Genomic DNA, 24,287 nt, shown 5'->3' on the forward strand with positions numbered 1-24,287 from the left:
TCTCCCTACCGCAGCCGGGGCTGGATCTGGTCGATGAAGATGGTCTGCTTCTGCTCGGCCGTGAGGTGGCAGGCGGCGGCGCGGCCCTCGCCCAGTTCCGGGCGCTCGTCGACGCACCGGCTGCCGGGCACCTCGTCCTTGAAGACGCAGCGCGGGTGGAAGGGGCAGCCCGAGGGCGGGTTGAGCAGCGAGGGCGGCGAACCGGGAATCGGCGTCAGCATCTCCTGGATGTCGCCGTCCAGGCGCGGCATCGAGCTGAGCAGGCCCCAGCTGTACGGGTGCTTCGGGGAGCGCAGCACCTCGCGGACGCTGCCGCGCTCGACGGCCCGGCCCGCGTACATCACGAGCAGGTCGTCGGCCATGTTCGAGATGACACCGAGGTCGTGCGTGATGAAGATGATCGCGGTGCCGAACTCCTGCTGGAGGTCCTTGAGCAGGTCGAGGATCTGCGCCTGCACGGTCACGTCGAGCGCGGTGGTCGGCTCGTCGGCGATCAGCAGGTCGGGGTCGCACATCAGCGCCATGGCGATCATCGCGCGCTGGCGCATACCGCCGGAGAAGTGGTGCGGGTAGTCGTCGAAGCGCACCTTGGGCTGCGGGATGCCGACCTTGTCCAGCATCTGGATGGCCCGGTCCTTGGCCTCCTTCTTGGAGGCGCCGGTGTGCTTCATGAACGGCTCGGAGAGCTGCCGGCCCACGGTGTAGTACGGCGACAGGGCCGTCAGCGGGTCCTGGAAGATCATCGCCATCTTGTTGCCGCGGAGCTTCTCCAGCTCCTTCTCGTGCGCGGTGACGAGTTCCTTGCCGTCGAGGACGATCTCGCCCTCGACGGTCGTGCTGCGCGGGCTGTGCAGCCCGAGGATCGTCAGGTTGGTGACGGACTTCCCGGAGCCGGACTCGCCCACGATGCCCAGGGTCCTGCCGCGTTCGACGTCGAAGGAGAGGCCGTCGACCGCCTTGACGATGCCGTCCTCGGTGGAGAACTGCACCTTCAGATCGCGGACCGAGAGGAAGCTTTCCGGCCCGGTCGGAGCCGGGTTGCCCTCGGTCTTGGTCAGTGTGGTCACGGTGGTTCGTTCTTCCTAGGAGAGCCGGACGCGCGGATCGACGTACGCGTAGACGATGTCGACGAGGATGTTCAGGATCAGGATGAAGAAGGCCCCGAACAGCATGACGCCCATCGTCAGCGGGAGGTCCTTGTTGACCGCGCCGTCCACGGCGAGGCGCCCGATGCCCTGGAGGGAGAAGGTGATTTCGGTGACCACACCACCGCCGAGCAGGGCACTGATGTCGATGCCGAGAACCGTGACGATCGGGATGAGGGAGCCGCGCCAGGCGTAGCGGAAGAAGACGTACTTCTTCGACATGCCCTTGGCGCGCGCGGTCCGTACGTGCTCCTCCGCGAGTTGCTCGATCATGGAGGCCCGCGCCATACGCGTGTACTGCGCGGTGAAGATGGTGGCCATCACGATCATCGGCAGGGACAGCCCGACGAGCCAGCCCACCGGGTTCTCGGTGAACGGCACGTACTTGGGGTCCTCCATCCAGCCCGTGCTGTAGACGAAGATCGTCAGCACGATCGGGCCGAGGAAGTAGATCTGGAACGAGCTGAGCACCATGGAGGCGCCGGTGGCGACCTTGTCGGTCACGGAACCGCGCTTGTAGGCCGCGAGCATGCCCGCGCCCAGACCGATCACCAGGAAGACGACGATGGAGCCGAGGGTCAGCGACAGGGTCAGCGGGAAGCGGTCCATGATCGTGTCCCAGACGTAGTCGCCCGAGTAGAACGACTGGCCGAGGCAGGGAGCCGCGCAGTGGCCGTCGGGGAAGTCACGGCCGACCACGATCCCGGACATGAAGTCCCAGAACTGCGTCGCGATGGGCTGGTCGAGCCCGAGCGCGTGGCGGATGTCCTCCAGTCTCGCGGGCGAGCAGTCCTTGCCACAGGCCAGGGAGGCATAGTCGGAGGGCGCGGCGACGAACAGGAAGAACGTGGCGGCGCCGATGAGGAACAAGGTCACGACGGCACCGACTGCGCGCCGGAGGATGAACTGAAGCATGGCGGGGAGGCTGCTCTCTGCGGAGGCGGTGGGCGGTTTCACGGAACCGCGGGAGTGCGCTCCGCCTGGTGCGCACTCCCGCGATCAGCCGTAGAGAGTTACGACTTCAGGAACAGTCGGGTGACGTCGATGTAGCTCGACTCGGTGCTGTAGCGGGCACCGCCGATGTTCGAACCGTAGAGCTGGAACTGCTTCGTGTACCAGAGCGGGGCGCCCGGGTTGATCTTCTCCAGGATGTAGTGGTGCGCTTCCTTCCAGGTCGCGGCCGCCTCGGTGGGCTCCTGGCCGAGAGCCTTCTTGATCAGCTCCTGGACCTTCGGGTCGTCGATGTGCGAGTAGTTCGGCGCGCCGTCGGCGACCTGGTCACCGTCGTAGATGGGCGTGACGACCGTGCCCGGCGACGGCCAGTCCTGGCCCCAGCCCGAGACGTACATGTCGTACGGGTTCTTGAGCTTGCCGATCTGCTCGTAGTAGCTCGCCGAGTCGATCTCCTTGGACACGACGTCGATGCCGACCTTGCTCAGGGCGTCCTCGATGGCGACCTTGCGCTTCTGGCCCTGCTCGGTGTTGCCGTAGGCGAAGACGAGCTTCTTCTCGGCGGCGGGAACGTCCTTGAGGAGTTCCTTGGCCTTCTCGATGTTGCCGGACGGCGTCTTGAGACGGCCGTACGGGTCGTACGCGGCCTCGTAGCCCGGCAGGGTCGGGGCGAACAGGTTCGGGGCCACGTCGCCGCCGTAGGCGCCGCCCTCACCGGCGATCAGGGACTTCGAGTTGACCGCGTAGGTGACGGCGTCACGGACGGCCTTGTTCTTGACCCGGTCCAGGTTGAACGTCAGCGTCATGACGTAGGGCTGGTAGCCCTTGATCGTGCGCTTGTTCACCTCCGGCGTGCTGATGACGTCCTGGATCTGGGTGGCGTCGACACCGCCGGTGAACTGGATGGCGCTCTTGGCGGCGCCCTGGTCCGCGATCAGACGCTTGGTCTGGGTCGACTCGGTGACACCGAAGTCGAAGTTCCAGCCGTCGACGTACTGGTGGCGCACGGAGTCGGTCTTGGGGTCCCAGTTCTCGTTCTTGACGAGCTTGAGGGTCTTGCCGACCTTGTACTCGGCGATCTTGTACGGGCCGGTCGAGACCGGGGCCTTGTCGTACTTCGCCTTGGTGTCGGTCTTCTCCGTGACGACCGTGTAGCCGGGCATGGCGAGCGTCTGCGGGAGGTCGGGACGCGCGGTGTCGAAGTGGAAGACGACCGTCTTGGCGTCCGGGGTCTCCAGGACCGAGTCCGGCAGGTGCTTCTTGCCGTAGCCGCCGTCCGGGAGCGCCTTGCGGTACTCGGCGCCGCTCAGCCAGGTCTGCAGGTAGGTCGGGCCGTCGAAGATGAACTCGGCGTACAGGCGCTCCACCGAGTGCCGGATGTCGGCCGAGGTGATCGCGTTGCCGTTCTCGTCCTTGATCCCGTCCTTCAGCGTGAAGGTCCAGGTCTTGCCGCCGTCGGAGGACTTGCCGGAGTCGGTGGCGAGGTCACCGACGACCGAGACGTTGCCCTTGCCGTCCTCCTCGAAGTTGGTCAGACCGCGGAAGAGCAGGTTGGCGACCTGGCCGGCGTCGGAGACGTAGATCTGGCCCGGGTCCAGGTGCGAGAGACCCGCCTCCTGATAGACCTGGATGGTGCCACCGCTCTTGGCGCCGGCGACCTCCTCGGCGGGACCGGTGGACGCGGCGGCGTCGGCGTAGGTGACCGCCTTCGACTGCGTGGAGGCTTCCTTCTGGTCCTTCTTCGAGTCCTTGCCGGAGTTGCTGCCCTTGTTCTCGGAGCATCCGGTGAGCGCGAGGGAACCGGCCGCGAGGGCGACCACTATGGCGCGGGCTCTGCGCGAGGTGAGCGACTTCATATCGGTGTAAGCACCTACCTGTCGTTTGTTATCCATGAGTACTGCCTGACGCGGCTGGTAGGCCGACGCGGGGGCGGCAGTCACCCCCCACCAATGGACGGTTCAGCGCCCGGACTTGGGGTCGAAAGCATCCCGTACGGAGTCTCCGAGGAGGTTGAAGCACAGGATGAAGATCACCAGCGCCATGCCCGGGAAGAACATGAAGGCCGGGTCCTGCTCGGCGTACTTGGCGCCGGCGGCGAACAGCCGCCCCCAGTCCGGAGTGGGCTCGACGAAGCCGACTCCGGCGAAGGAGAGGAAGGCGATGGTGAGGATGGTGCTGGGCAGCTGGTACGTGAACTGCACCAGGATCGGCGAGACCACGTTCGGGAGGATCTCCTTGCGGACGATCCGCCACGGCGAGGCCCCGGAGACCTTGGCCGCCTCCACGAACTCCCGTTCACGCAGGGACAGGACGGTGGAGCGGACGAGCCGCGCCATACCCATCCAGCCCAGCACCCACAGCACGATGAGGATGGCCACCGCCCGGAAGTACGTGGGGGTCTCCTCCTGGGGGTCCACAAAGAACGCTGTGACGACGGGCATGAAGGCGATGAAGAACAGCTGCTGCGGGAAGGAGAGGAAGAAGTCGGTGACGCGGCCGATCCAGTAGTCGGTACGACCGCCGAAGTAACCGCCGACGAGACCGATGAGGACACCGCTGAGCATCACGAGGACGGTCACGCCCAGCGCCATGAACAGCGAGGTGCGCATGCCGTACAGCAGCATGGCGAACAGGTCACGGCCGTACTGCGGCTCGACCCCGAACCAGTGTTCGCCGGAGACGCCGCCGAGGTAGCCGAGCGGCAGCCCGAACTCGTCGAGGACGGGGGCGTCCGCGTAGGTCGGGTCCTGGCCGTACAGCGTGTACGGGTCGGAGCCGCTGATGGACGTCAGCACCGGTGCGAGAAGCGCGACCACGAAGTAGAAAATCACTACCGCGGCGCAGAACATGCCAGTACGGTCACGCTTGAAGCGCTGCCACATCAACTGACCGGGAGAACGGCCCTCGAGCTTCTTAACGCCCTTGTCGGGTGCGCCGTTCGACTCGAGTTCGGGGTCCAAGGCGATCGACGGCCCGGAGCCCTCGGCCTTGGTTGGACTGGTCATCTTTGTTCTTCCCCCGGGGGATGGAGAGTTGAGCGCAGCACAGATACCGGCAGGTTCTGTGGTTTCAGGGAACTTTCAGCGAGCGGGTCAACGCGCGTCAAGGGCGGAAGACATAGGGATCTCCCTACCGTCGAAATTTTGAGCAAAAATTGCAGAGAATGACACCTACGCGCGCTTGACAGGTGAGACGCGATTCCGGCAAATCGGCTGTATGCGAAGAAAATTTCGTTTACGTGTCCGAAACTTGATTGGGCATTGCCCGATATGCGAACGCCGCCGCGTGGTTTCCGCCGTGGCCCGAAGTGAACCTATTTAGGCGTGCGGGCACGCCGGAGGCCCGGCCCCCCGCCGTGCGGGGGACCGGGCGCTCCTACGGGACTCCCAGAAGGCCCTGAGGGGGCTGCTCAGCCGTGCTTGGCGCGGCTCGCGGCGCGGCCCCGCTCGCGGGCGTCCAGGTTGACCTTGCGGATGCGCACGGCCTCCGGGGTCACCTCGACGCACTCGTCGTCGCGGCAGAACTCCAGCGACTGCTCCAGCGAGAGCTTGCGCGGCGGGACGATCGCCTCGAACGAGTCGGCCGCGGCCGACCGCATGTTGGTGAGCTTCTTCTCCTTGGTGATGTTCACGTCCATGTCGTCGGCGCGCGAGTTCTCACCGACGATCATGCCCTCGTACACCTCGGTGCCGGGGTCGACGAACAGCACGCCGCGCTCCTGGAGGTTCGTCATCGCGAACGCGGTGACGGCGCCGGCGCGGTCGGCGACCAGCGAACCGTTGTTGCGGGTCGTCAGCGTGCCGAACCACGGCTCGTGGCCCTCGTGGATCGAGTGCGCGATGCCGGTGCCGCGCGTGCCCGTGAGGAACTCGGTCCTGAACCCGATCAGACCGCGGGACGGCACGACGAACTCCAGGCGCACCCAGCCCGAGCCGTGGTTGGACATGTTGTCCATCCGGCCCTTGCGGACACCCATGAGCTGCGTGACCGCACCCATGTGCTCCTCGGGGACGTCGATCGTCATGCGCTCGACGGGCTCGTGGACCTTGCCGTCGATCATCTGGGTGACCACCTGCGGCTTGCCGATGGTCAGCTCGAAGCCCTCGCGGCGCATCTGCTCGACCAGGATGGCCAGCGCCAGCTCACCGCGGCCCTGCACCTCCCAGGCGTCGGGGCGCTCGGTGTCCAGGACGCGCAGCGAGACGTTACCGACCAGCTCGCGGTCGAGACGGTCCTTGACCTGGCGGGCCGTGACCTTGCGGTCCTTGACCGCCGCCTTGTTCTCCGCGCCCTTGCCGGTGCCGCCACGGCCGACCAGCGGCGAGGTGTTCGTACCGATGGTCATCGAGATCGCCGGCTCGTCCACCGTGATGAGCGGCAGCGCGATGGGGTTCTCGGGGTCGGCGAGGGTCTCACCGATCATGATGTCCGGGATACCGGCGACGGCACAGATGTCACCGGGGCCGGCCTTCTCCGCGGGCTTGCGGGTGAGCGCCTCGGTCATCAGCAGCTCGGTGATGCGGACGTTCGACATCGTGCCGTCACGCTTGATCCACGTGACCGTCTGGCCCTTGCGCAGCTCGCCCTGCTCGACGCGGAGCAGCGCGATACGGCCGAGGAAGTTGTCGGCGTCCAGGTTGGTGACGTGCGCCTGGAGCGGGGCCTCCTCGTCGTACTGGGGGGCCGGGACGTGCGAGAGGATCGTGGAGAAGAACGGCTCCAGGCTGTCGCTGTCGGCCGGGACGGTGCCGTTCTCCGGCTTTGTGAGCGACGCCACACCGTCACGCGCGCAGGCGTAGACGATCGGGAACTCGATCTGCTCCTCGTCGGCGTCCAGGTCGAGGAAGAGGTCGTACGCCTCGTTCACGACCTCGTCGATACGCGAGTCGGGGCGGTCCGTCTTGTTGATGCACAGGATGACGGGCAGGCGGGCCTGCAGCGCCTTGCGCAGCACGAAGCGGGTCTGGGGCAGCGGGCCCTCGGAGGCGTCGACGAGGAGGACGACCGCGTCCACCATCGACAGGCCGCGCTCGACCTCACCACCGAAGTCGGCGTGGCCGGGGGTGTCGATGATGTTGATCGTGATGACGTCGCCGCCATCCTTCGGGTGGTACTTGACCGCCGTGTTCTTGGCCAGGATCGTGATGCCCTTCTCACGTTCCAGGTCGTTCGAGTCCATCATGCGGTCGTCGAGCGACTCGGCGGCGTGCGCGGCGAAGGCACCGGCCTGCTTGAGCATGGCGTCGACCAGGGTGGTCTTGCCGTGGTCGACGTGGGCGACGATGGCGACGTTGCGGATGTCGTGGCGCGTGGCCATATTGAGGCGCTTCTCCCGGAGTGAGGTGACGGCCAACCGCTGCTGCGCGGGGCCCTGCCGGGCTGAAACGTGCCACGGCCTTACCCCATGGTACGGGGCCGCTGCCGCTGGGGCTTCGCGGGCTGGACCGGTCGGCTTGCACCGTGCGGGCCGTGGGGGCTCGCCGCGCCCCGCGGCGGAGCCGCACATGTCACAGCCCCGCGCCCCTCACGGGGCACAGGGCAGCGGCCTCACCTGGGGGATCAGGGCTTTTTCAGGTAGCCCATGTCCTCGTAGGAGGGGGTCTGGAAACCGAAGGCTCCCGCGTTGGCCAGATTCTTACGGGCCGCGGTCAGCTGGGGGCGCTGGTAGAGGGGGATCGAGCCCGCGGCGGCCCAGATGCGGGCGTCGGCCTTGCGGACCAGGGAGCGGGACTCCCCCTCGTCCAGTTCGGCGACGGCCTGGTCGAAGAGCTGGTCCACCTGGTCGGTGCCGACCCGGGTGAAGTTCTGCTCGACGTTCAGGGAGCCGTCCGCCGCCGGGACCGGCTTGGCGTAGATGGGGCGGGCGTCGGTCGCGGGGAACGCGGACGCGGGCCAGGAGTACAGCGCCAGGTCGTACTGGCCCGAGGCGATGTGGTCCTTGAAGTAGCTGTCGTCGGCGACCTTGGAGATCTCCGTCCGGATGCCGACACGGTCCAGCATCAGGGCGATCCGCTCCCCGACCGCCCGCAGGGACTGCGACCCCGGGCCCGACGGGAGCACGAAACGCAGCGACAGCGGCTTGCCGTTCTTGGCGAGCGGCCCCGCCGCGGCGCGTCCCGGGGCGGCCGTGCCCCTCGGCGCGTACGCCCCCGGAGCGCCGCCGGGCTTGAGCTGCTGCTTCCCGTCCTGGGCGAGGTGGTTCTCCTCCTGCCGCCCGGGCCCCCCGGGTGCGAGCACCGTGGAGCTCTCGTCGTCGGCCGGCTTGTCGTCCGTCCCGCCGACGATGTACGTGCCGTCGTCCCCGGTGCCGTCGTCGGAGCCGTCCTTGGAGCCGTCCTCGGAGCCGTCGTCGTCCGAGTCCCGGGACGCCTCGGCGCCCGACGCCTTCCCGGGCTTCTTCCGCTCCTTGACGGGCCCGTTCGCCACCCAGCCCGCGTCGGACAGCAGTGCCTGGGCCTCCCCGGTGTCCTGCCCGCCGAGCGCCCCGCTGCTGTCGGCGTACGCGTGCTGTCCGGCGAGCGCGAGATGGCTGCCGACCGGTTCGGCGGGCAGTCCCAGCGGCTCCAGCACGATCCGGGCGAGCTCCTCGCGGTCGAGGGCGCGGGCCACGGCCCGGCGGACCCGTTCGTCGGCGAGCGGACCCTCGGAGCCGTTCAGCGCGAGCTGGGTGAAGGCCGGTTCGAGGGACTTCCGGACCACGAAGCCGCGCAGGGAGGACTGCTGTCCCGCGTACTTCGCGATGGCCTTGGCGCGCTTCCTGCGGACCGAGTTCTCCTCGTCGGCGGCCTCCTCGTCGGAGCCGTGCGCGATCGCCCAGGACCGCAGCGCCCTGCCCGGTGTGAGGGCGGCGCCGGGGCCGTGGGTGAGCGGGGCGCCCCTGCCCGCCTTCTTCTCCCGGCCGGCGGCCGTGACGCGGTGCGCCTCGGCCGGGTCGATCTCGGCCAGGTCGAGCCGGCCGCCGGCGAGCGCGGCGGCACGTTTCTCCCGGGGTACGGCACGCAGGACCAGTTCGGACAGCTTGGCGGGGCGGCCCCACCAGCGGGGGTTGCGCCTCAGGGTGACGTCGCCCGCGCGGCGGTCGACCGTGCGGACGGTGAACGGGCCCGCGGTGACCTTCAGCTTGCGGCGGGCGCTGTCGTTGAAGGCGTCCGGGGTGCCCATGACGCTCTTCGGGTACAGCGGCGAGAACAGCGACCGCCAGTCCGCGTACGGCTTCTTGAAGGTGACCCGCACCTCCAGGTCGCTGGCGCCGCGTTCGATCTTCTCGACGCGGTCGTAGCCGGCGTTGCGGGCGGTCCAGTACGCGGTGTCCTTGCCGGACAGGGCGCGCCACTGGGCGGAGAAGTCCGCGGCGCCGATCTCGCGGCCGTCGCTCCAGACGGCCTGCTGGTTCAGCTTGTAGAGCACGACCTGCCGGGGCTCGCGGTCGACGACCTCGGCCGACTCCAGGTAGTCGGGGTTGCGCTGCGGGCGGCCGTTCGCGTCGAGCCGGTAGAGGGCGGGCAGCACGGCGCCCGCGACCCGTGAGGTGCCGGCGTCCGCGTCCGCCTGGAAGGTGTTGAGGGTCTGCGGGACGCGGTCCACGGCCCAGCGCACGGTGCCGCCGTCGGCGACCAGATCGCGTCGCGCGGGCGCGATGTCCTGGCCGGCGACGGGCTTGCCGGCCTCGTCCTGCTCACTGCACCCGGCGAGGGCGGGCACCGCGAGGACTCCCGCCGTGAGGAACGCGACCGAGCGCGCCACCGCGCGCAGTCCGACGCCGTCGTGGGACATGACTGGTACCTCCGGGGGGGCCGCTCCACAGGTGAATACGGGGTCTGATCACGTTTGGCGGTATTTGGTGTTGATCAGATCTATGCGGCCACTGAAGAGGAAAGGGTTCGGCGGCGGGGGGCGACACGGCGCGGGGGCGGGGAAGGCCACCCGTGCGGCGCAACGGGGTGGGCCTGGGTCCTGTGTCGGGTGCGGGCCGGTGGGGGCCGGTCGCGCAGTTCCCCGCGCCCCTGAAGGGCGCGGGCCCCGTCCTTCAGGGGCGCGGGGAACTGCGCGAGCAACCGTGCGCCCTCGGCCAATCGCTGCACGTCCCTTCACACCGGCAGGTGCGGCACGTCACACTCGCAGGCGCATGAACGTTGCCGCTGCGGGCCGAGGGGTCCGCGGAAATGAGGGCGAGCCATGTCCGTGCACGATGACCTGACGTCGGTCCAGCGCTGCCTCGACGACCTGGTGCGGTCCGTGAAGCGCCTGGAACAGCAGATGGGGGGCGGCGGCCTGGAGATGCGCAGGGTGCGCACCGACGCCGACCACCTGCGCGAGAGCGTGGCGCTGCTCCGCGAGGCCGCACCGGGCCTCACCCGGCCGAAGCGTCCCGACCTCGTGTCGATCCCCGACACCCCGTACGACAACAGCCTGTGGACGGACTCCGACGACGAGGGTCTCGGCGCCCGCGACCGCCACGCACCCTGAACCCGAACCGGAGCTCTCCTTGGCCACTGGTACGGAACCACATCTGAAGAGCGGCGGCGTACGCGGTGGTACGCGCGCCGCGATCACCGCCCCGCATCTGCGGACCGACCGCTGGTGGCTGGCGCCCGCCGTGACCGCGGCCGGGCTGCTGGCCTTCGTCGTCTACTCGACCTGGCGGGCGTTCGCCAACACCGACTACTACGCCGCCCCGTACGTCTCGCCCTTCTACTCCCCGTGTCTCGCGGAGAACTGCGAGCCGATGAAGAACGGGCCCAACTGGGAGATCCTCGGCAGCTGGTGGGGCCTGTCCCCCGCCCTGCTGATCCTGATCTTCCCGCTCGGCTTCCGGCTGACCTGCTACTACTACCGCAAGGCGTACTACCGGGGTTTCTGGGCCTCGCCGCCGGCCTGCGCGGTCGCCGAGCCGCACAAGAAGTACTCCGGTGAGACGCGCTTCCCGCTGATCCTGCAGAACATCCACCGCTACTTCTTCTACGCGGCGGTGCCGGTCGCCGGGATCCTCACGTACGACACGGTGCTCTCCTTCCGGAACGAGGACTACGAGTGGGGCCACATGGGGCTCGGCACGCTCGTGTTCCTCGTCAACATCGTGCTGATCTGGGCGTACACCTTCTCCTGCCACTCGTGTCGGCACATCGTCGGCGGCAAGCTCAAACACTTCTCCAAGCACCCCGTGCGGTACCGGACCTGGCAGCTGGTCGGCAGGCTGAACGCCCGTCACATGCAGCTCGCCTGGGCGTCGTTGATCAGCGTGGCACTCGCCGACTTCTACGTGTACCTGGTCGCGTCCGGTGCCTTCGACGATCCGACCCTCTTCTAGACAAAAGGTGCTTCTGATGTCCGTGGTCGACCGGCAGGAGTGGGACGTCGTCGTGGTCGGTGCCGGGGGCGCCGGGCTGCGGGCCGCCATCGAGGCACGGGAGCGCGGGGCGCGTACGGCGGTGATCTGCAAGTCGCTGTTCGGCAAGGCGCACACGGTGATGGCCGAGGGCGGCATCGCGGCGGCCATGGGCAACGTCAACTCAGGCGACAACTGGCAGGTCCACTTCCGCGACACCCTGCGCGGCGGCAAGTTCCTCAACCAGTGGCGGATGGCGGAGCTGCACGCCCAGGAGGCCCCCGACCGGGTGTGGGAACTGGAGACCTGGGGCGCCCTCTTCGACCGTACGCCGGACGGGCGCATCTCCCAGCGCAACTTCGGCGGGCACGAATATCCGCGCCTCGCCCACGTCGGCGACCGTACCGGCCTCGAACTGATCCGCACGCTCCAACAGAAGATCGTGTCGCTGCAGCAGGAGGACTTCGCGGAGACCGGCGACTACGAGTCGCGCCTGAAGGTGTACCAGGAGTGCACGGTCACCCGGATCCTCAAGGAGGGCAGCCGGGTCTCCGGGACCTTCTGCTACGAGCGGGAGTCCGGCCGATTCTTCGTCCTGGAGGCGCCCTCGGTCGTGGTCGCCACCGGAGGCATCGGCAAGTCCTTCAAGGTGACGTCGAACTCGTGGGAGTACACCGGCGACGGGCACGCGCTGGCACTGCTCGCGGGGGCACCGCTGCTGAACATGGAGTTCGTGCAATTCCACCCGACGGGCATGGTCTGGCCGCCGTCCGTGAAGGGCATCCTCGTCACGGAGTCGGTGCGCGGGGACGGCGGGGTGCTCAGGAACTCCGAGGGCAAGCGGTTCATGTTCGAGTACATCCCGGACGTGTTCAAGGAGAAGTACGCCCAGTCGGAGGAGGAGGGCGACCGCTGGTACGAGGACCCGGACCACAACCGGCGACCGCCCGAACTGCTCCCCCGCGACGAGGTGGCACGGGCCATCAACTCCGAGGTGAAGGCGGGCCGCGGCTCGCCCCACGGCGGGGTCTTCCTCGACGTCTCCACGCGGATGCCCGCCGAGGTCATCAGGCGCCGGCTGCCGTCCATGTACCACCAGTTCAAGGAGCTCGCGGACGTCGACATCACCGCCGAGGCGATGGAGGTCGGGCCGACCTGCCACTACGTGATGGGCGGGATCGCGGTCGACTCGGACACCGCGGCGGCCCGCGGGGTGCCCGGCCTGTTCGCGGCCGGTGAGGTGGCGGGCGGGATGCACGGCTCCAACCGGCTCGGCGGGAACTCGCTCTCCGACCTGCTGGTGTTCGGCCGCCGGGCCGGACTGCACGCAGCGCGGTACGCCACCGGCCTCACCGGGGGCCGTCCCGCCGTGGACGACGTCCAGGTGGACGCGGCGGCGGCGGAGGCACTGCGGCCCTTCTCCGCCGAGGGGCCCGCACCCGGCGAGGAGGACGGCCGGCCGCCGGAGAACCCGTACACCCTGCACCAGGAGCTCCAGCAGGCGATGAACGACCTCGTCGGCATCATCCGCAGGGAGGCCGAGATGGCGGCCGCCCTGGAGAGGCTCGCGGACCTCAGGCTGCGGGCGCGGCGGGCCGGGGTCGAGGGGCACCGGCAGTTCAACCCGGGCTGGCACCTGGCGCTCGACCTGCGGAACATGCTGCTCGTCAGCGAGTGCGTGGCGCGGGCCGCCCTGGAACGGACCGAGTCGCGCGGCGGCCACACCCGGGAGGACCATCCGGCGATGGACCGGGCGTGGCGGCGCGTCAACCTGCTCTGCCGGCTGACGGATCCGACCGGCGGCCTCGCCGCCACCGATCCGGTGCACGGCCAGATCGACCTCGTCCGGGAGACGACCGATCCCATCCGTCCCGACCTGCTCGCCCTCTTCGAGAAGGAGGAGCTGGTCAAGTACCTCGCCGAAGAGGAGCTCTACGAGTGAGCAGCTATGAGGCCCGCTTCAAGGTGTGGCGCGGGGACGTCGGGGGCGGCGGACTGCAGGACTTCGGGGTCGAGGTGAACGACGGCGAGGTGGTCCTCGACATCATCCACCGTCTGCAGGCGACCCAGGCCCCGGACCTCGCCGTGCGCTGGAACTGCAAGGCGGGCAAGTGCGGTTCGTGTTCGGCGGAGATCAACGGCCGGCCACGGCTGCTGTGCATGACCCGGATGTCGGTCTTCTCGCGGGAGGAGACGATCACCGTCACTCCGCTGCGGGCCTTCCCGGTGGTCCGCGACCTCGTCACCGACGTCGGCTTCAACTACACGAAGGCGCGGGAGGTGCCCGCCTTCGTTCCGCCGGACGGGCTCGGTCCCGGCGAGTACCGGATGATGCAGGAGGACGTGGACCGGTCGCAGGAGTTCCGCAAGTGCATCGAGTGCTTCCTGTGCCAGGACACCTGCCATGTGGTCCGTGACCACGAGGAGAACAAGACCGCCTTCGCCGGCCCGCGCTTCCTGATGCGGGTGGCCGAGCTGGACATGCACCCGCTGGACGCGGCCGACGACAACGGTCTGGACCGCAAGAGGACCGCGCAGGACGAGCACGGGCTCGGCTACTGCAACATCACCAAGTGCTGCACGGAGGTCTGCCCCGAAGGCATCAAGATCACCGACAACGCGCTGATCCCCCTGAAGGAACGAGCGGCCGACCGCAAGTACGACCCCCTGGTCTGGCTGGGGTCGAAGATCAGGCGGCGTCCTTCAGGGGGGTGAGGCGGCGGGCGCGGGACGGTCCGGGAGCGGAGGGGTCAGAAGAGGCTCAGCAGGGCCGCTGCCGGGTCCGTGAGGCGCTTCCCGGCGTGCGGCAGGGGCAGTTCGAACCACACCGTCTTCCCACGAGGGGTACGCCGGGAGCCCCAGGCGGCGCTGAGGAGGCCCACCAGCTGCAGTCCGCGGCCGCCCTCGTCCGTGTCGCGGGCCCGGCGGCGGCGCGGCTGGACGAGCCCGGCGTCCCAGACCTCGCAGACCAGCGTGCGGTCGAGGAGCAGCCGCAGGCGGATGTCGCCCTCGCCGTAGCGCAGGGCGTTGGTGACGAGCTCACTGACGAGCAGTTCGGCCGTGTCGACGAGCGGCTCCAGGTCCCAGCCGACCAGCTGGTTGCGGGCGAACTCGCGGGCGCGGCCCACACTGCGCGGCTCGCGCGGCAGCGTCCAGTCGCCCACCGACTCGGCGGGCAGCCCCTGGACACGTGCCATCAGCAACGCGATGTCGTCCTCGCCGTGGTGTGTGTCCAGCGTGTTGAGGACGTGGTCGCAGACGTCCTCCAGCGGCTCGGAGGGGTCGGTCAGGGCCCCCACGAACGCCTGCAGGCCCTCGTCGAGGGGATGGTCGCGGGACTCGACGAGGCCGTCCGTGTAGAGCGCCAGGAGGGCGCCCTCCGGGAGTTCGACCTCCACCTCCTCGAACGGCTCGCCGCCGACGCCGAGCGGCATCCCCGGCGGTACGTCGAGCATGAGCGCGCTCTCGCCGGGCTCGACGAGGACCGGCGGGAGATGGCCGGCGTTGGCGAACGTACAGCGACGGGTGACGGAGTCGTAGACCGCGTACACACAGGTGGCGAGGTACACCTCGGAGAGGTCGGCGTCCCGGGACTGACGGGCACCGCGCGTAGACTGCTGGGTGCCGCCGGGCGTGCCCAGGCCCCGGGCGATCTCGTCCAGCGCGGAGAGCACCTCGGCCGGTTCGAGGTCGAGGAGCGCCAGGGTGCGTACGGCCGTGCGCAGTTCACCCATCGCGACGGCCGCCCGCAGACCGCGCCCCATGACGTCGCCGACCACCAGCGCCGTGCGGTGACCGGGCAGTTCGATGACGTCGAACCAGTCGCCGCCGACCTCCGTCGCCGCGTTCCCGGGCAGGTAGCGGCAGGCGATGTCCAGGCCGGACGCCTCCGGGTCGCCGGGCGGCAGCAGGGAGCGCTGCAGGATCAGGGCGCGTTCGTGCTCGCGGCGGTAGAGGCGCGCGTTGTCCATGCAGACGGCGGCCCGTGCGGCCAGCTCGACCGCCAGCGCCCGGTCGCGCTCCCCGAACGGCTCACTGCCCTTCGTGCGGGAGAACTGGACGAGGCCGACGACCGTGTCGTGGGCGACCATCGGCACCGCGAGCGTGGACTGGATCAGGCCGCCCTCCTCGGCGGCGACACTCTGCGGCTTGGCGGTGCGCAGGGCGTCCGCGCAGGCGGAGGTGAAGGCGAAGTGGTGGACCGCGCCGACGCTCACGGGCTTCGGGCCGCCGATGAAGGGGGCGTCGGACACGGCACTGGCGAAGGCGACGCGGCGCAGTTCGGCGCTGCCGTCGGCGAGGCCCGGCGGGGTCTCGTCACCGGCGAGCAGACCCTGGTAGAGGTCGACGGACGCGAGGTCGCAGAAGCCGGGGACGGCCACGTCGAGGAGTTCGCGGGCCGTGGTCTCCAGGTCGAGGGAGTTGCCTATCCGCGCGCCCGCCTCGTTCAGGAGGGCGAGATTGCGCCGGGCCTGCGCGGCCTCGCGGGCGGCGGCGCGACGCGCGGTGATGTCGGTGCCCAGCCACGCGATGCCGATGGGCCGGCCCGAACCGCCGTGCACGCGGTAGAGGTTGATGGACCAGTGGCGCCGCTCGGTGGAGCCGGGGACGGTGCCCGTGACCAGCATCTCGGTGACGGAGTCGCCCGTCTCCAGGACCCGGTGCAGTATCGCCGAGACGCGTTCGGCCTCGCCCTGCGACAGATAGTCCTTGACGGTCCGGCCGCGGTGGTCGTCGACGGTGCCGCCGAAGGTCGAGGCGAACCGCTGGTTGGCGCGGCGGATCCGCAGGTCCGGGTCGATCAGGAGGAAACCGAAAGGAGATTGACCGAAAATGGCCTGCGAGGCGGCGAGATCCGTCTCGATGCTGCGGAGCGTGCGGACGTCCACGACGATGCACACGGCGGCCCGTTCGCCCTCCTCGGTCCGCGTCGGCATGACGTAGATCTCGGCGAGTCCCTCGGTGACCTCTCCGGAGCCCTCGGGGTCGGGCAGCCGGAAGGGGATCACACCGGTCCACTCCCTGCCGTCGAGGACCTCGGCCATCTTCCGCTGGCCGAAGTCGCGCCTGTCCTCCGCGACGAACGCCTCGATGGGGTCCATGCCCACGGCACGGTCGGTGGCGATGCCGAACAACTGCTCGGCGCGCAGGCTCCACTGGTCGACGAGGCCGTCGGGGCCGATGGAGAACGAGGCGACCTTGATGTAGTCGTAGATCGAGCCGGGCGGACTGCTCTGCCACACGACCTCGCCGGGCACCTCCGCGGGCACCTCGTCCGCCCTTCCGTGCGATGTTCTGCCCGCTGCGGGCACGGCGCCATCGCCTGTCGTCGCATCAGCCATCGCGCCGCCCGACGGGTCCTTTGACTCCGTGGCCTTCGCTGGTATCTCGCTCACGCGAACCGTCCCCTCCAGCTCACCGCGCCCGGCACCGGTCACCGACAGCGGCTGCCCGCAGTATCCAGCACTACGGTGCCGCACAACACGGTGTTCACGATCACAGCACGGTCCCGATGCTTTCAGGACCGACCTGCGACAAACACTCCCAGTCTTCTAACCACGAGGCGGCGGGTCGAACCACCGTCCCGGCCCTTCCTCCGCGCCCGGGACCTGCCGAACCGCCCCCGACCGCCCTCCGGCGGACCCGCGGTCAGCCGGGCAGCGCCAGTTCGAACCACACCGTCTTGCCCTTCTCGCCCGGTCTGGTGCCCCAACGGCGCGAGGAGTTCGCCACCAGCTGGATGCCCCGGCCGGTCTCCTCGTCGGGCCGGGCCGCGCGTTCCCGGGGCGGGTCCGGCAGGGGGTCGGACACCTCCACGAGCAGGGCGTCGAGCGGGCCGGAGGGGCGGACGAGGCGGACGCCGATGGGACCGGTCGCGTGCCGCAGGGCGTTGGTCACCAGCTCGCTGACCAGCAGCGCGGCCACATCGACCAGGGGATCGAGGCCCCAGGAGTGCAGCTGGCCCCGGACGACGGTGCGCGCGGTCCTGACGGCGCCCGGATCCGCGGGAAAGGTCCACTCGGCGACGTCGCCCTCGGTGTGGATCACGCAGATCACTCCCAGGCAGAAGCGGACCATGTCCGTTTTCACGGGGTAAATGGGCACATACCCGAAATTCAGGGCGGAGTACCGTGCGCGAAGGCGCGCTGTGGCATGAACGGCGTACTCCGAGCTCGCACCAGTCACCCCACGCGCCCCGCGAGGCCGAGCGTCCCACGTACGGTGCGCGGATCGCACCCCTGCGGACCCGAGTGCACGAAGTTGCCAAGCTCACACCTTCGCGCCCCCGCCGCCCTTCCCGTCCCGACCTCGGGGGCCAGCCCCCGAACCCCCGGTCCTCGAACGCCGGACGGGCTGACTAAGTCAGCCCGTCCGGCGTTCGAGGACGAGCGCGCAGCGCGACAGGGGGGTCTGGGGGCGCAGCCCCCAGGGTCGGGACGGGAAGGGGCGGCGGGGCGAAAACCCCCTCAAGCCGCCGGCGCCCCGCTCCCCCAGGCCCGGCGCTCGACGGCCCGCACGGCGGCCACGTCCTGGTCCAGCCAGTCGACGTCCCACACCTCATCCGGCGTCAGCCACCGCAACGCGTCATGGTCCTGCAGAGCCTCGGGCGCGGGCGAACCCCCCACCAGCCGAGCGGTCCAGACCTGGAGGACGTACGGCGACCGCAGCGGAAACTCACCGGGCACCCGCCCGACCGGCTCGGCCCCGACTCCCAGTTCCTCACGGAGCTCCCGCACCAGAGCCTGCTCGGGGCTCTCCCCCGGCTCGACCTTCCCTCCGGGCAGCTCCCAGCGCCCGGCCAGCTCCGCGGGCGCACTGCGACGCGCCGCCAGCAGGCATCCGTCGTGCAGCACGGCGGCCCCCACCACCACGATCCGTTCGGTCATGCGCGGGAGCCTACGGGAGCCACCCGAACCCCGGCGCGGCTCAGCCGGTGCCGTTCTGGGCGACCCGCTCGACCCAGTACAACTGCTTGTGCCCGCGGTCGTCGAGGCTGTCCGCGATCTTCTGGGCCTCGGCCCTGGTCGCGTACCTGCCGACGCGGTAGCGATTGCCGTTGTCGTCCTGCCGGATGACGAGCCAGGGAAGTGTGATCGTGCCGTCGTTCATCGCGCCCCTCCACTCCCCGCCCCCGGTTCGCGCCCAGCCCCGTCGCTTAAGGAAACCGCACTCCGCATATGCCGGAGCCTACGCCTAACCTTCACGCTGCGAATACGGCTTTGCACAAAGAGGTACGCACGGGGTACGCAACCGGCCAGGACACAGGGGGCGCATCCTCATGGATACGCCCCCTGATACCCCCTCCGGGTGCCTCGGCCAGCGACGGAGACCGCGCCCGGACCCGGGGCAGAACGTCCGGAATCCACCGGCGCGCCCGCGTCCGGCCCCCGCCCCGCCCCTCTTCCCCCCTCGGACCCCGCGGCCTCCCCGCCCTCCGCACCCTCGCCCGCGGCCCCCGGCGCCCATGCCGCACTACGCAGTACGTCCTACGCGTCCCGCGCTACTTGACCGGCAGGTGGTACGCGATCCGGTACCGGTCCGCCGGCACGACCACGTCCGCCGTCTCCACCGGCCTGCCCGACGCGTAGTACGTCCGCTGGATGACGAGCACGACATGGCCCGGCACACCCCCCAGCGTGGACAGCTCCTCGGCGAGGCCGGGCCTGGCGCCCACCTCCTCCGTGACGTTGTCCACGATCACGTCGATGGCGGCCATGCGCTCGGCGACGCCCATACCGCCGAGAGGGCCCTCCTCGGGGAGCATCACCGGAGTGCGCCCCGTGACGGCGAGGGGCTCCCAGGAGGTGGAGAGCATCATCACCTCGCCCGCGTCCCGGAAGACGTACTTCGTGCACATCACCCGCTCGCCGGCCTGGATGCCGAGCCGCTCGGCGACGGCGACGCTCGCCTCCGCCTGCGCGCTGTGCGACTCCCACGTACCCCGCGCCGCCAGGTCCGCCTGCTCTTGGCGGAACGGCGTCGAGCCGCTGTCCGGCCGGTATCCGGAGCGGGCGATCCGGCGGGGCACCGGGCGCTCGCGCACATAGGTGCCGGACCCGGACCGGCCCTCGACCAGCCCCTCGGCCATCAGCACCTTGCGGGCCTCCAGGGCGACCGTGTCCGAGACCCCGTACTCGGCGCGGATTCTGGCCTGCGACGGGAGCCGGGTGTGCGGTGGCAGCGACCCGTCGACGATTTTCTTGCGCAGATCGCCCGCGACGCGCAGATACGCCGGCTGCTCACCGAATGTCACTGGCCACTCCCCGTTGCCGTAGTACAGACAGCAACAGGGTGGCCACCGTGGGTTGCGCCAGGCAAGTGAGGGCCAAAGATTCACTCGATGTGATGACGTCAGGCCGTCAGGGGTTTTGGGCCAGCCACTTCCCCCTCCGGGACCCGTGCGCCGGCCTCACACCTGAACGTCGCCACCTCCCGAACCGCCCCCCGCACCGGCGTCCTCACCGCCACCGTCCTCCTGGTCATAGCCGGCGGGAGGGGTCGAGGCGAGGCCCAGAGCCTTGCGTGCCGTGACCGACTTCTTCGCGTCGGTGAGGTCGAGCGCCCGGCCGTAGTGCTCGTAGAAGGTGTCCACGTCGGAGGTCTTCGCCGCCTCGGCCCACTCGTCCTTCGCCGACTCCAGGTCCTCGACGAGCGTGGCGACCGGCCTCTCGGCACCGGCGGGCCACTCGTGGCCACGGAGCATGCCGACCTGCTCGCCGAGGGCGTCCGAGACCCTGGTGGCCCACTTCTTGTGACCGGGCAGGTCGTCCTCCACGTACGGCTCCCCGGGCGCCGAGTCCATCGCCTCGTTGAGTACCTGGGCCGCCTCCAGATAGGCGACCTGGTCCGCGTCGAGGGTCGTCGCGTCCTGGCGCAGCGATCCGGTCAGGCCGCCCTTTCCGTCCACGTTGCCGAACAGGCAGCTGATCTCCCGGTCACCGAGGCTCCAACTGTCCCGCGTGGGCGTGAAGTAGTAGATGTCGACGTCGTCCGGGACGGCCCAGGAGTCCATCGCGTAGGAGTACTGGAGCGTGTAGCACCTGTCGGCGGCGGCGTCGGTGATGGCGTCGTCGCCCGGGTAACCGCCGTCCGCCATCGTGAAGTTCGCGAACACCTCGGCGTCGTGCTCGCCCTCGCAGGGGACCATGTCGACGTCGTAGGCCATGCCCTCCAGGGATCCGCCCTGCGTGTCGAAGCACTCGCCCGCGTCCACGGAGAAGGCGGCGCTGCCCTCGCTCGCCTCCCGTGCGCCTTCCTCGACGCCCTCCCAGAACGCGGACGCGCCACCGGTGGCGAGGACGAGCGCGAGGGTGGCGGTGCCGATGCCGGACAGGACCATCCCGGCCACCGCCATGCCCCTGCCGCGCTCGCCCTTCCGTCTGATCTGCCCCAGCGCGACGAACCCGAGGACCAGCCCGACCAGCGGGAGGCAGCAGAGGAGGCCGAACACCAGTGCGGAGATCGCCAGTCCGTTGACGGGCGGCGGGGCGTTGTACGGAAGGTATCCGTGTCCCCAGGGCTGGTACCCGTAGGGGTACGGGTACGGTGCCGGTCCCTGCCCCGGATACACGCCGTACGGGTTCTGCGGCGGCCGGCCCTGAGGTTCCTGGGGGCCCGCGGGCGGGGGTGTCTCCACTGGTGGCGTGCTCCTCGTCCGGGTGTGCGTCCTGCTGGTACGGAACTGATGTACGACAGGCGCATGGTAAGCGCGGCACGGACGAGGGTGGAACGCGTTGGCGAGCTGGCCGAACCCGCTGGCGAGCTGCTCGAACGCCGGACGGACCGGCAGAGGTCCGTCCGGCGTTCGAGGGCGAGGCCGTTCAGGTGGATACGGAGGTCATGGATACGGAGCCCGTGGTCACGGAGGTCCGGGGGCGCGGGCCCCGGGTCAGAACTGCAGACCCCACCCGTTCACGTACCCGGTGTCGCGCGACGCGTTGTCACTCACCCGCAGCGTCCACGTCCCGTTGGCCACCTCGGCCGACGCGTTGACCGTGTACGTCGTGTCGATGTTGTCCGCCGAACCGCCCGTCCCGTACGCCTTCAGCGTGTAGGCGGTCCCGTCCGGCGCGATCAACTGGACCTGGAGGTCACCGATGTACGTGTGGACGATGTTCACCGGCACGCTCAGCGCCGCGGGCGCGTTCCCGGTGACGCCGCTCACCGTGACCGGCGAGTTCACCGTGGAGTTGTCGGCGATCGCGTAGTCCGCGGTGTTCTCGAAGTACCCGCCGGGCGGCGGGGTCGTCCCCCCGCCGCCGACCCGCAGCAGCCGGTTCGGCGACCCGGTCCCGGGTCCGGTGACGACACCGGTCGTGGCCGCGCTCACCAGCGCGCTCTGGACGGCGGCCGGGGTGGCGGTGGGGTTGTCGGCCAGATGGAGGGCGGCGGCTCCGGCGACATGCGGCGTCGCCATCGACGTACCCGAGATGGTGTTGGTCGCGCTGTCGCCCGTGCCCCAGGCGGAGGTGATGGAGGAGCCGGGCGCGAAGAGGTCGAGGACGGTCCCGTAGTTGGAGTAGCTGGCTCTGGCGTCGGTGCTGGTGGTGGCGCCGACGGTGATCGCCTCGCCGACCCGGGCGGGCGAGCGGGTACTGGCGTTGGTGTTCTCGTTGCCCGCGGCCACGGCGTACGTGACGCCGGAGGCTATGGAGTTGCGTACGGCGGTGTCGATCGCGGTGTCGGCGGTGCCGCCGAGGCTCATGTTGGCGACGGCGGGCTTGACGGCGTTGCCCGTCACCCAGTCGATGCCCGCGACGACCTGGGCGGTGGTGCCGGAGCCCGAGTTGTTCAGCACCCGGACGCCGACGATCTTCGCCTTCTTGGCGACGCCGTACGCCGTGCCGCCGACCGTGCCCGCGACGTGCGTGCCGTGGCCGTGGCCGTCCTGGGCGGTGTTGTCGTTGTCGACGGCGTCGTAGCCGTAGGAGGCCCGGCCGCCGAAGTCGGTGTGCGTGATGCGGACACCGGTGTCGATGACGTACGCGGTAACGCCCTCACCCGCGGTGTCGTCGTAGGTGTAGCTCTGGTTCAGCGGGAGGGCCGCCTGGTCGATGCGGTCCAGGCCCCAGGAGGGCGGGTTGGGCTGGGTCGTCTCGATCGAGAAGACGCGGTTCTGGACGACGGAGGCGACGGCCGGGTCCGCCGCGAACCTCTTCGCCTCGGCCGCGGACGCCTCGACGGCGTAGCCGTTCAGGGCCTTTTCGTACGTCCGCTCGATGGTGGCGCCGTACTCCGCGGCCAGGGCCCTGCCCTCGGCCGAACCGGCCCGGGCGGAGTCCGGGTGGAGCGTCACGATGTAGCTGTCCGCGATCGCGCCGGGCGCGCCCGCGTACTGGATGCGGCCTTCGGGGCCCGCGGCGTGGGCCGGGAGGGCGGAGACGAGGCCGACGACGAGGGCCGCCGAGCCGATACCGGCAAGTCTTCGCCGGGCATGACGCATCACTGCCATCTGAGGGATCCTCCTCGATCGGTGGTGCGCTGGTGGGGGGTGGTGCGGTCGTGCACGCACGGCTGGTGCGGTCGTGCACTCGGGAGCTGGTGCGGGTGGCACGGGCGCACGGCACCCCGCGCGACCAGAAGGGCAGGTTCATGCCAACTCTGTCGTCGGGCCGACCGTGCGCTCAGCCGAAAGATTGGGGCTTCCACAGGAATTGCACAAGAGCCCTGCACGGACGTAACGCAGGTGCCATATGCCGGTCATGACAGTCCGTGCCGAACCGGGGCATCTAACCTGCGCAGATGACTCCTTTGCCGGATTGTTTCTGCCCGGTGGACGGCACGCGCGTCCCCACGGACTCGCTCGCGTGGTGCTGCCCGGTCTGCCGCGGCCCGCTCGACCTGGACTTCGCGCCCACGCCCGCGACCCTCAAGTCCCTGACCGGGCGGGTGAACTCGCTCTGGCGGTACACGGAGTGCCTGCCGCTGCCGGCCCCCTCGGTGTCGCTGGGCGAGGGACGCACGCCGCTGGTCCCGCTCAGGGAGGGGGTTTCGGCCAAACTGGACTTCCTGATGCCGACGCTGTCCTTCAAGGACCGCGGGGCGGTCGTGCTCGCCGAACTGGCCCTGCGGCTGCGGCCCCGCCGGGTCGTCGCGGACAGCAGCGGCAACGCGGGCACGGCTGTCGCCGCGTACTGCGCCCGGGCCCGGCTGTCGTGCACGGTGTACGTCCCCGAGGGCACGTCCGCCAAGAAGCTGGAGCAGATCGGGGCGCACGGGGCCCGTGTCGAGGTCGTCCCGGGCGACCGGGAGGCAGCGGCGTCGGCGGCCCGGGAGGCGGCGGACGAGGAGGGCACGTTCTACGCCTCGCACGTCTTCAACCCGTACTTCCTGCACGGCACGAAGACCTACGTCCACGAGGTGTGGGAGGAGCTGGGCGGCCGGCTCCCGGAGGTGCTCGTCGTCCCCGTCGGGAACGGCACGCTCCTGCTCGGCGCGGCCCTCGGCGTCGCGGAACTGCACGCGGCGGGCCTGATCGACCGCAGACCCGCGCTGTACGCGGTCCAGTCCGCCGCCGTCGCCCCGCTGGCCCACGCCTGGCACGAGGGCGCGGACGACCTGGTCGGCGTCACCCCGGCGGCCCCCACGTTCGCCGAGGGCATCGCGATCCCGCGCCCGCCGAGGGCACGCCAGATCCTGCGGGCGGTACGTGAGTCCGGCGGCACGTTCCTCACCGTGACGGAGGACCAGCTCCGCCACGCCCAGACGGACCTGGCCTCACAGGGCCTGTACGTGGAACCGACCGGCGTGGCCTGCTGGGCAGCCCTACGCGACCTCCCCCTGACCCCCCGCACAGCAGTACTCCCCCTATGCGGAGCAGGCCAAAAATCCCCCTTGCCGACAACCCCCTAAGGGGCGCGGGGAAC

18 protein-coding genes are annotated in these 24,287 nt (G+C 70.0%); 5 read left to right on the top strand and 13 right to left on the bottom strand.

Annotated features, from left to right (window positions below):
- Positions 1-5: 5 nt before the first annotated feature.
- The 6 genes from ACFYXC_RS09870 to ACFYXC_RS09895 all read right to left on the bottom strand — a co-directional run bounded on the left by ACFYXC_RS09870 (position 6) and on the right by ACFYXC_RS09895 (position 9,869).
- A complete protein-coding gene (locus ACFYXC_RS09870) occupies positions 6-1,067 on the bottom strand; it encodes an ABC transporter ATP-binding protein (protein ID WP_388922681.1) in 1,062 nt (353 codons plus the stop codon).
- 15 nt (positions 1,068-1,082) lie between these two features.
- Positions 1,083-2,060 carry an ABC transporter permease gene (locus tag ACFYXC_RS09875; RefSeq protein WP_388922684.1) on the bottom strand — a complete coding sequence of 326 codons (978 nt, stop codon included), beginning with the start codon at positions 2,058-2,060 and terminating at the stop codon, positions 1,083-1,085.
- A 98-nt stretch (positions 2,061-2,158) separates the two neighbouring features.
- Complete coding sequence (locus ACFYXC_RS09880) at positions 2,159-3,952, bottom strand: ABC transporter substrate-binding protein (protein ID WP_389549018.1); 1,794 nt, start codon at positions 3,950-3,952, stop codon at positions 2,159-2,161.
- 102 nt (positions 3,953-4,054) lie between these two features.
- Positions 4,055-5,101 carry an ABC transporter permease gene (locus ACFYXC_RS09885; RefSeq protein WP_388922690.1) on the bottom strand — a complete coding sequence of 349 codons (1,047 nt, stop codon included), beginning with the start codon at positions 5,099-5,101 and terminating at the stop codon, positions 4,055-4,057.
- A 404-nt stretch (positions 5,102-5,505) separates the two neighbouring features.
- Positions 5,506-7,413: a translational GTPase TypA gene (gene typA, locus ACFYXC_RS09890; RefSeq protein ID WP_388922693.1), complete on the bottom strand. Its 1,908-nt coding sequence runs from the start codon at positions 7,411-7,413 to the stop codon at positions 5,506-5,508.
- Between the two features lie 242 nt (positions 7,414-7,655).
- Positions 7,656-9,869, bottom strand: coding sequence for an ABC transporter family substrate-binding protein (locus tag ACFYXC_RS09895; protein ID WP_389549021.1), 2,214 nt, complete (start codon positions 9,867-9,869; stop codon positions 7,656-7,658).
- A 402-nt stretch (positions 9,870-10,271) separates the two neighbouring features.
- On the opposite strand from ACFYXC_RS09895, the gene ACFYXC_RS09900 reads away from it, so the two are divergent.
- From ACFYXC_RS09900 to ACFYXC_RS09915, 4 genes are read left to right on the top strand one after another with little or no spacing between them, the layout of a single operon-like run.
- Positions 10,272-10,562, top strand: a complete 291-nt coding sequence (locus ACFYXC_RS09900; protein WP_388922699.1) for a hypothetical protein — start codon at positions 10,272-10,274, stop codon at positions 10,560-10,562.
- 19 nt (positions 10,563-10,581) lie between these two features.
- Positions 10,582-11,403 (top strand): hypothetical protein, encoded by an 822-nt coding sequence (locus ACFYXC_RS09905; protein WP_388922702.1) that lies wholly within the window; start codon positions 10,582-10,584, stop codon positions 11,401-11,403.
- Positions 11,404-11,419: 16 nt separating this feature from the next.
- Positions 11,420-13,363: a fumarate reductase/succinate dehydrogenase flavoprotein subunit gene (locus tag ACFYXC_RS09910; protein WP_389549025.1), complete on the top strand. Its 1,944-nt coding sequence runs from the start codon at positions 11,420-11,422 to the stop codon at positions 13,361-13,363.
- On the top strand, positions 13,360-14,136 hold the full coding sequence (locus ACFYXC_RS09915; RefSeq protein WP_388922708.1) for a succinate dehydrogenase/fumarate reductase iron-sulfur subunit: 777 nt from the start codon (positions 13,360-13,362) through the stop codon (positions 14,134-14,136). Before ACFYXC_RS09910 ends, ACFYXC_RS09915 begins: the two co-directional genes overlap by 4 nt.
- 35 nt (positions 14,137-14,171) lie before the next feature.
- On the opposite strand, the gene ACFYXC_RS09920 is transcribed toward ACFYXC_RS09915, so the two are convergent.
- The 7 genes from ACFYXC_RS09920 to ACFYXC_RS09950 all read right to left on the bottom strand — a co-directional run bounded on the left by ACFYXC_RS09920 (position 14,172) and on the right by ACFYXC_RS09950 (position 22,873).
- Complete coding sequence (locus tag ACFYXC_RS09920) at positions 14,172-16,817, bottom strand: SpoIIE family protein phosphatase (RefSeq protein ID WP_388922711.1); 2,646 nt, start codon at positions 16,815-16,817, stop codon at positions 14,172-14,174.
- A gap of 253 nt (positions 16,818-17,070) precedes the next feature.
- On the bottom strand, positions 17,071-17,499 hold the full coding sequence (locus ACFYXC_RS09925; RefSeq protein WP_389549987.1) for an ATP-binding protein: 429 nt from the start codon (positions 17,497-17,499) through the stop codon (positions 17,071-17,073).
- A gap of 389 nt (positions 17,500-17,888) precedes the next feature.
- Positions 17,889-18,308 carry a (deoxy)nucleoside triphosphate pyrophosphohydrolase gene (locus tag ACFYXC_RS09930; protein ID WP_389549029.1) on the bottom strand — a complete coding sequence of 140 codons (420 nt, stop codon included), beginning with the start codon at positions 18,306-18,308 and terminating at the stop codon, positions 17,889-17,891.
- 40 nt (positions 18,309-18,348) lie between these two features.
- Positions 18,349-18,531, bottom strand: coding sequence for an SPOR domain-containing protein (locus ACFYXC_RS09935; protein ID WP_388922717.1), 183 nt, complete (start codon positions 18,529-18,531; stop codon positions 18,349-18,351).
- A 391-nt stretch (positions 18,532-18,922) separates the two neighbouring features.
- Positions 18,923-19,675 carry a GntR family transcriptional regulator gene (locus tag ACFYXC_RS09940; RefSeq protein ID WP_389549032.1) on the bottom strand — a complete coding sequence of 251 codons (753 nt, stop codon included), beginning with the start codon at positions 19,673-19,675 and terminating at the stop codon, positions 18,923-18,925.
- Positions 19,676-19,831: 156 nt separating this feature from the next.
- Complete coding sequence (locus tag ACFYXC_RS09945; RefSeq protein WP_389549035.1) at positions 19,832-21,058, bottom strand: DUF4190 domain-containing protein; 1,227 nt, start codon at positions 21,056-21,058, stop codon at positions 19,832-19,834.
- A gap of 252 nt (positions 21,059-21,310) precedes the next feature.
- The gene (locus tag ACFYXC_RS09950; RefSeq protein ID WP_389549038.1) at positions 21,311-22,873 is read right to left on the bottom strand and encodes a S8 family serine peptidase; all 1,563 of its coding nucleotides are present in this window, start codon (positions 22,871-22,873) and stop codon (positions 21,311-21,313) included.
- 290 nt (positions 22,874-23,163) lie between these two features.
- On the opposite strand from ACFYXC_RS09950, the gene ACFYXC_RS09955 reads away from it, so the two are divergent.
- Entirely contained in the window at positions 23,164-24,273 is a 1,110-nt protein-coding gene (locus ACFYXC_RS09955) for a threonine synthase (protein ID WP_389549041.1), read from the top strand.
- Positions 24,274-24,287 lie beyond the last annotated feature (14 nt).

Source organism: Streptomyces sp. NPDC002701 (assembly GCF_042889045.1).
GTDB lineage: Bacteria > Actinomycetota > Actinomycetes > Streptomycetales > Streptomycetaceae > Streptomyces.

What these genes read in the sequence shown, in the direction of transcription:
- ACFYXC_RS09875 (WP_388922684.1), bottom strand. Translation starts at nt 2,060, where the DNA reads ATGCTTCAGTTCATCCTCCGGCGCGCAGTCGGTGCCGTCGTGACCTTG.
- ACFYXC_RS09880 (WP_389549018.1), bottom strand. Translation starts at nt 3,952, where the DNA reads ATGAAGTCGCTCACCTCGCGCAGAGCCCGCGCCATAGTGGTCGCCCTC.
- ACFYXC_RS09885 (WP_388922690.1), bottom strand. Translation starts at nt 5,101, where the DNA reads ATGACCAGTCCAACCAAGGCCGAGGGCTCCGGGCCGTCGATCGCCTTG.
- typA (WP_388922693.1), bottom strand. Translation starts at nt 7,413, where the DNA reads ATGGCCACGCGCCACGACATCCGCAACGTCGCCATCGTCGCCCACGTC.
- ACFYXC_RS09895 (WP_389549021.1), bottom strand. Translation starts at nt 9,869, where the DNA reads ATGTCCCACGACGGCGTCGGACTGCGCGCGGTGGCGCGCTCGGTCGCG.
- ACFYXC_RS09900 (WP_388922699.1), top strand. Translation starts at nt 10,272, where the DNA reads ATGTCCGTGCACGATGACCTGACGTCGGTCCAGCGCTGCCTCGACGAC.
- ACFYXC_RS09910 (WP_389549025.1), top strand. Translation starts at nt 11,420, where the DNA reads ATGTCCGTGGTCGACCGGCAGGAGTGGGACGTCGTCGTGGTCGGTGCC.
- ACFYXC_RS09925 (WP_389549987.1), bottom strand. Translation starts at nt 17,499, where the DNA reads ATGGTCCGCTTCTGCCTGGGAGTGATCTGCGTGATCCACACCGAGGGC.
- ACFYXC_RS09930 (WP_389549029.1), bottom strand. Translation starts at nt 18,308, where the DNA reads ATGACCGAACGGATCGTGGTGGTGGGGGCCGCCGTGCTGCACGACGGA.
- ACFYXC_RS09935 (WP_388922717.1), bottom strand. Translation starts at nt 18,531, where the DNA reads ATGAACGACGGCACGATCACACTTCCCTGGCTCGTCATCCGGCAGGAC.
- ACFYXC_RS09950 (WP_389549038.1), bottom strand. Translation starts at nt 22,873, where the DNA reads ATGGCAGTGATGCGTCATGCCCGGCGAAGACTTGCCGGTATCGGCTCG.
- ACFYXC_RS09955 (WP_389549041.1), top strand. Translation starts at nt 23,164, where the DNA reads ATGACTCCTTTGCCGGATTGTTTCTGCCCGGTGGACGGCACGCGCGTC.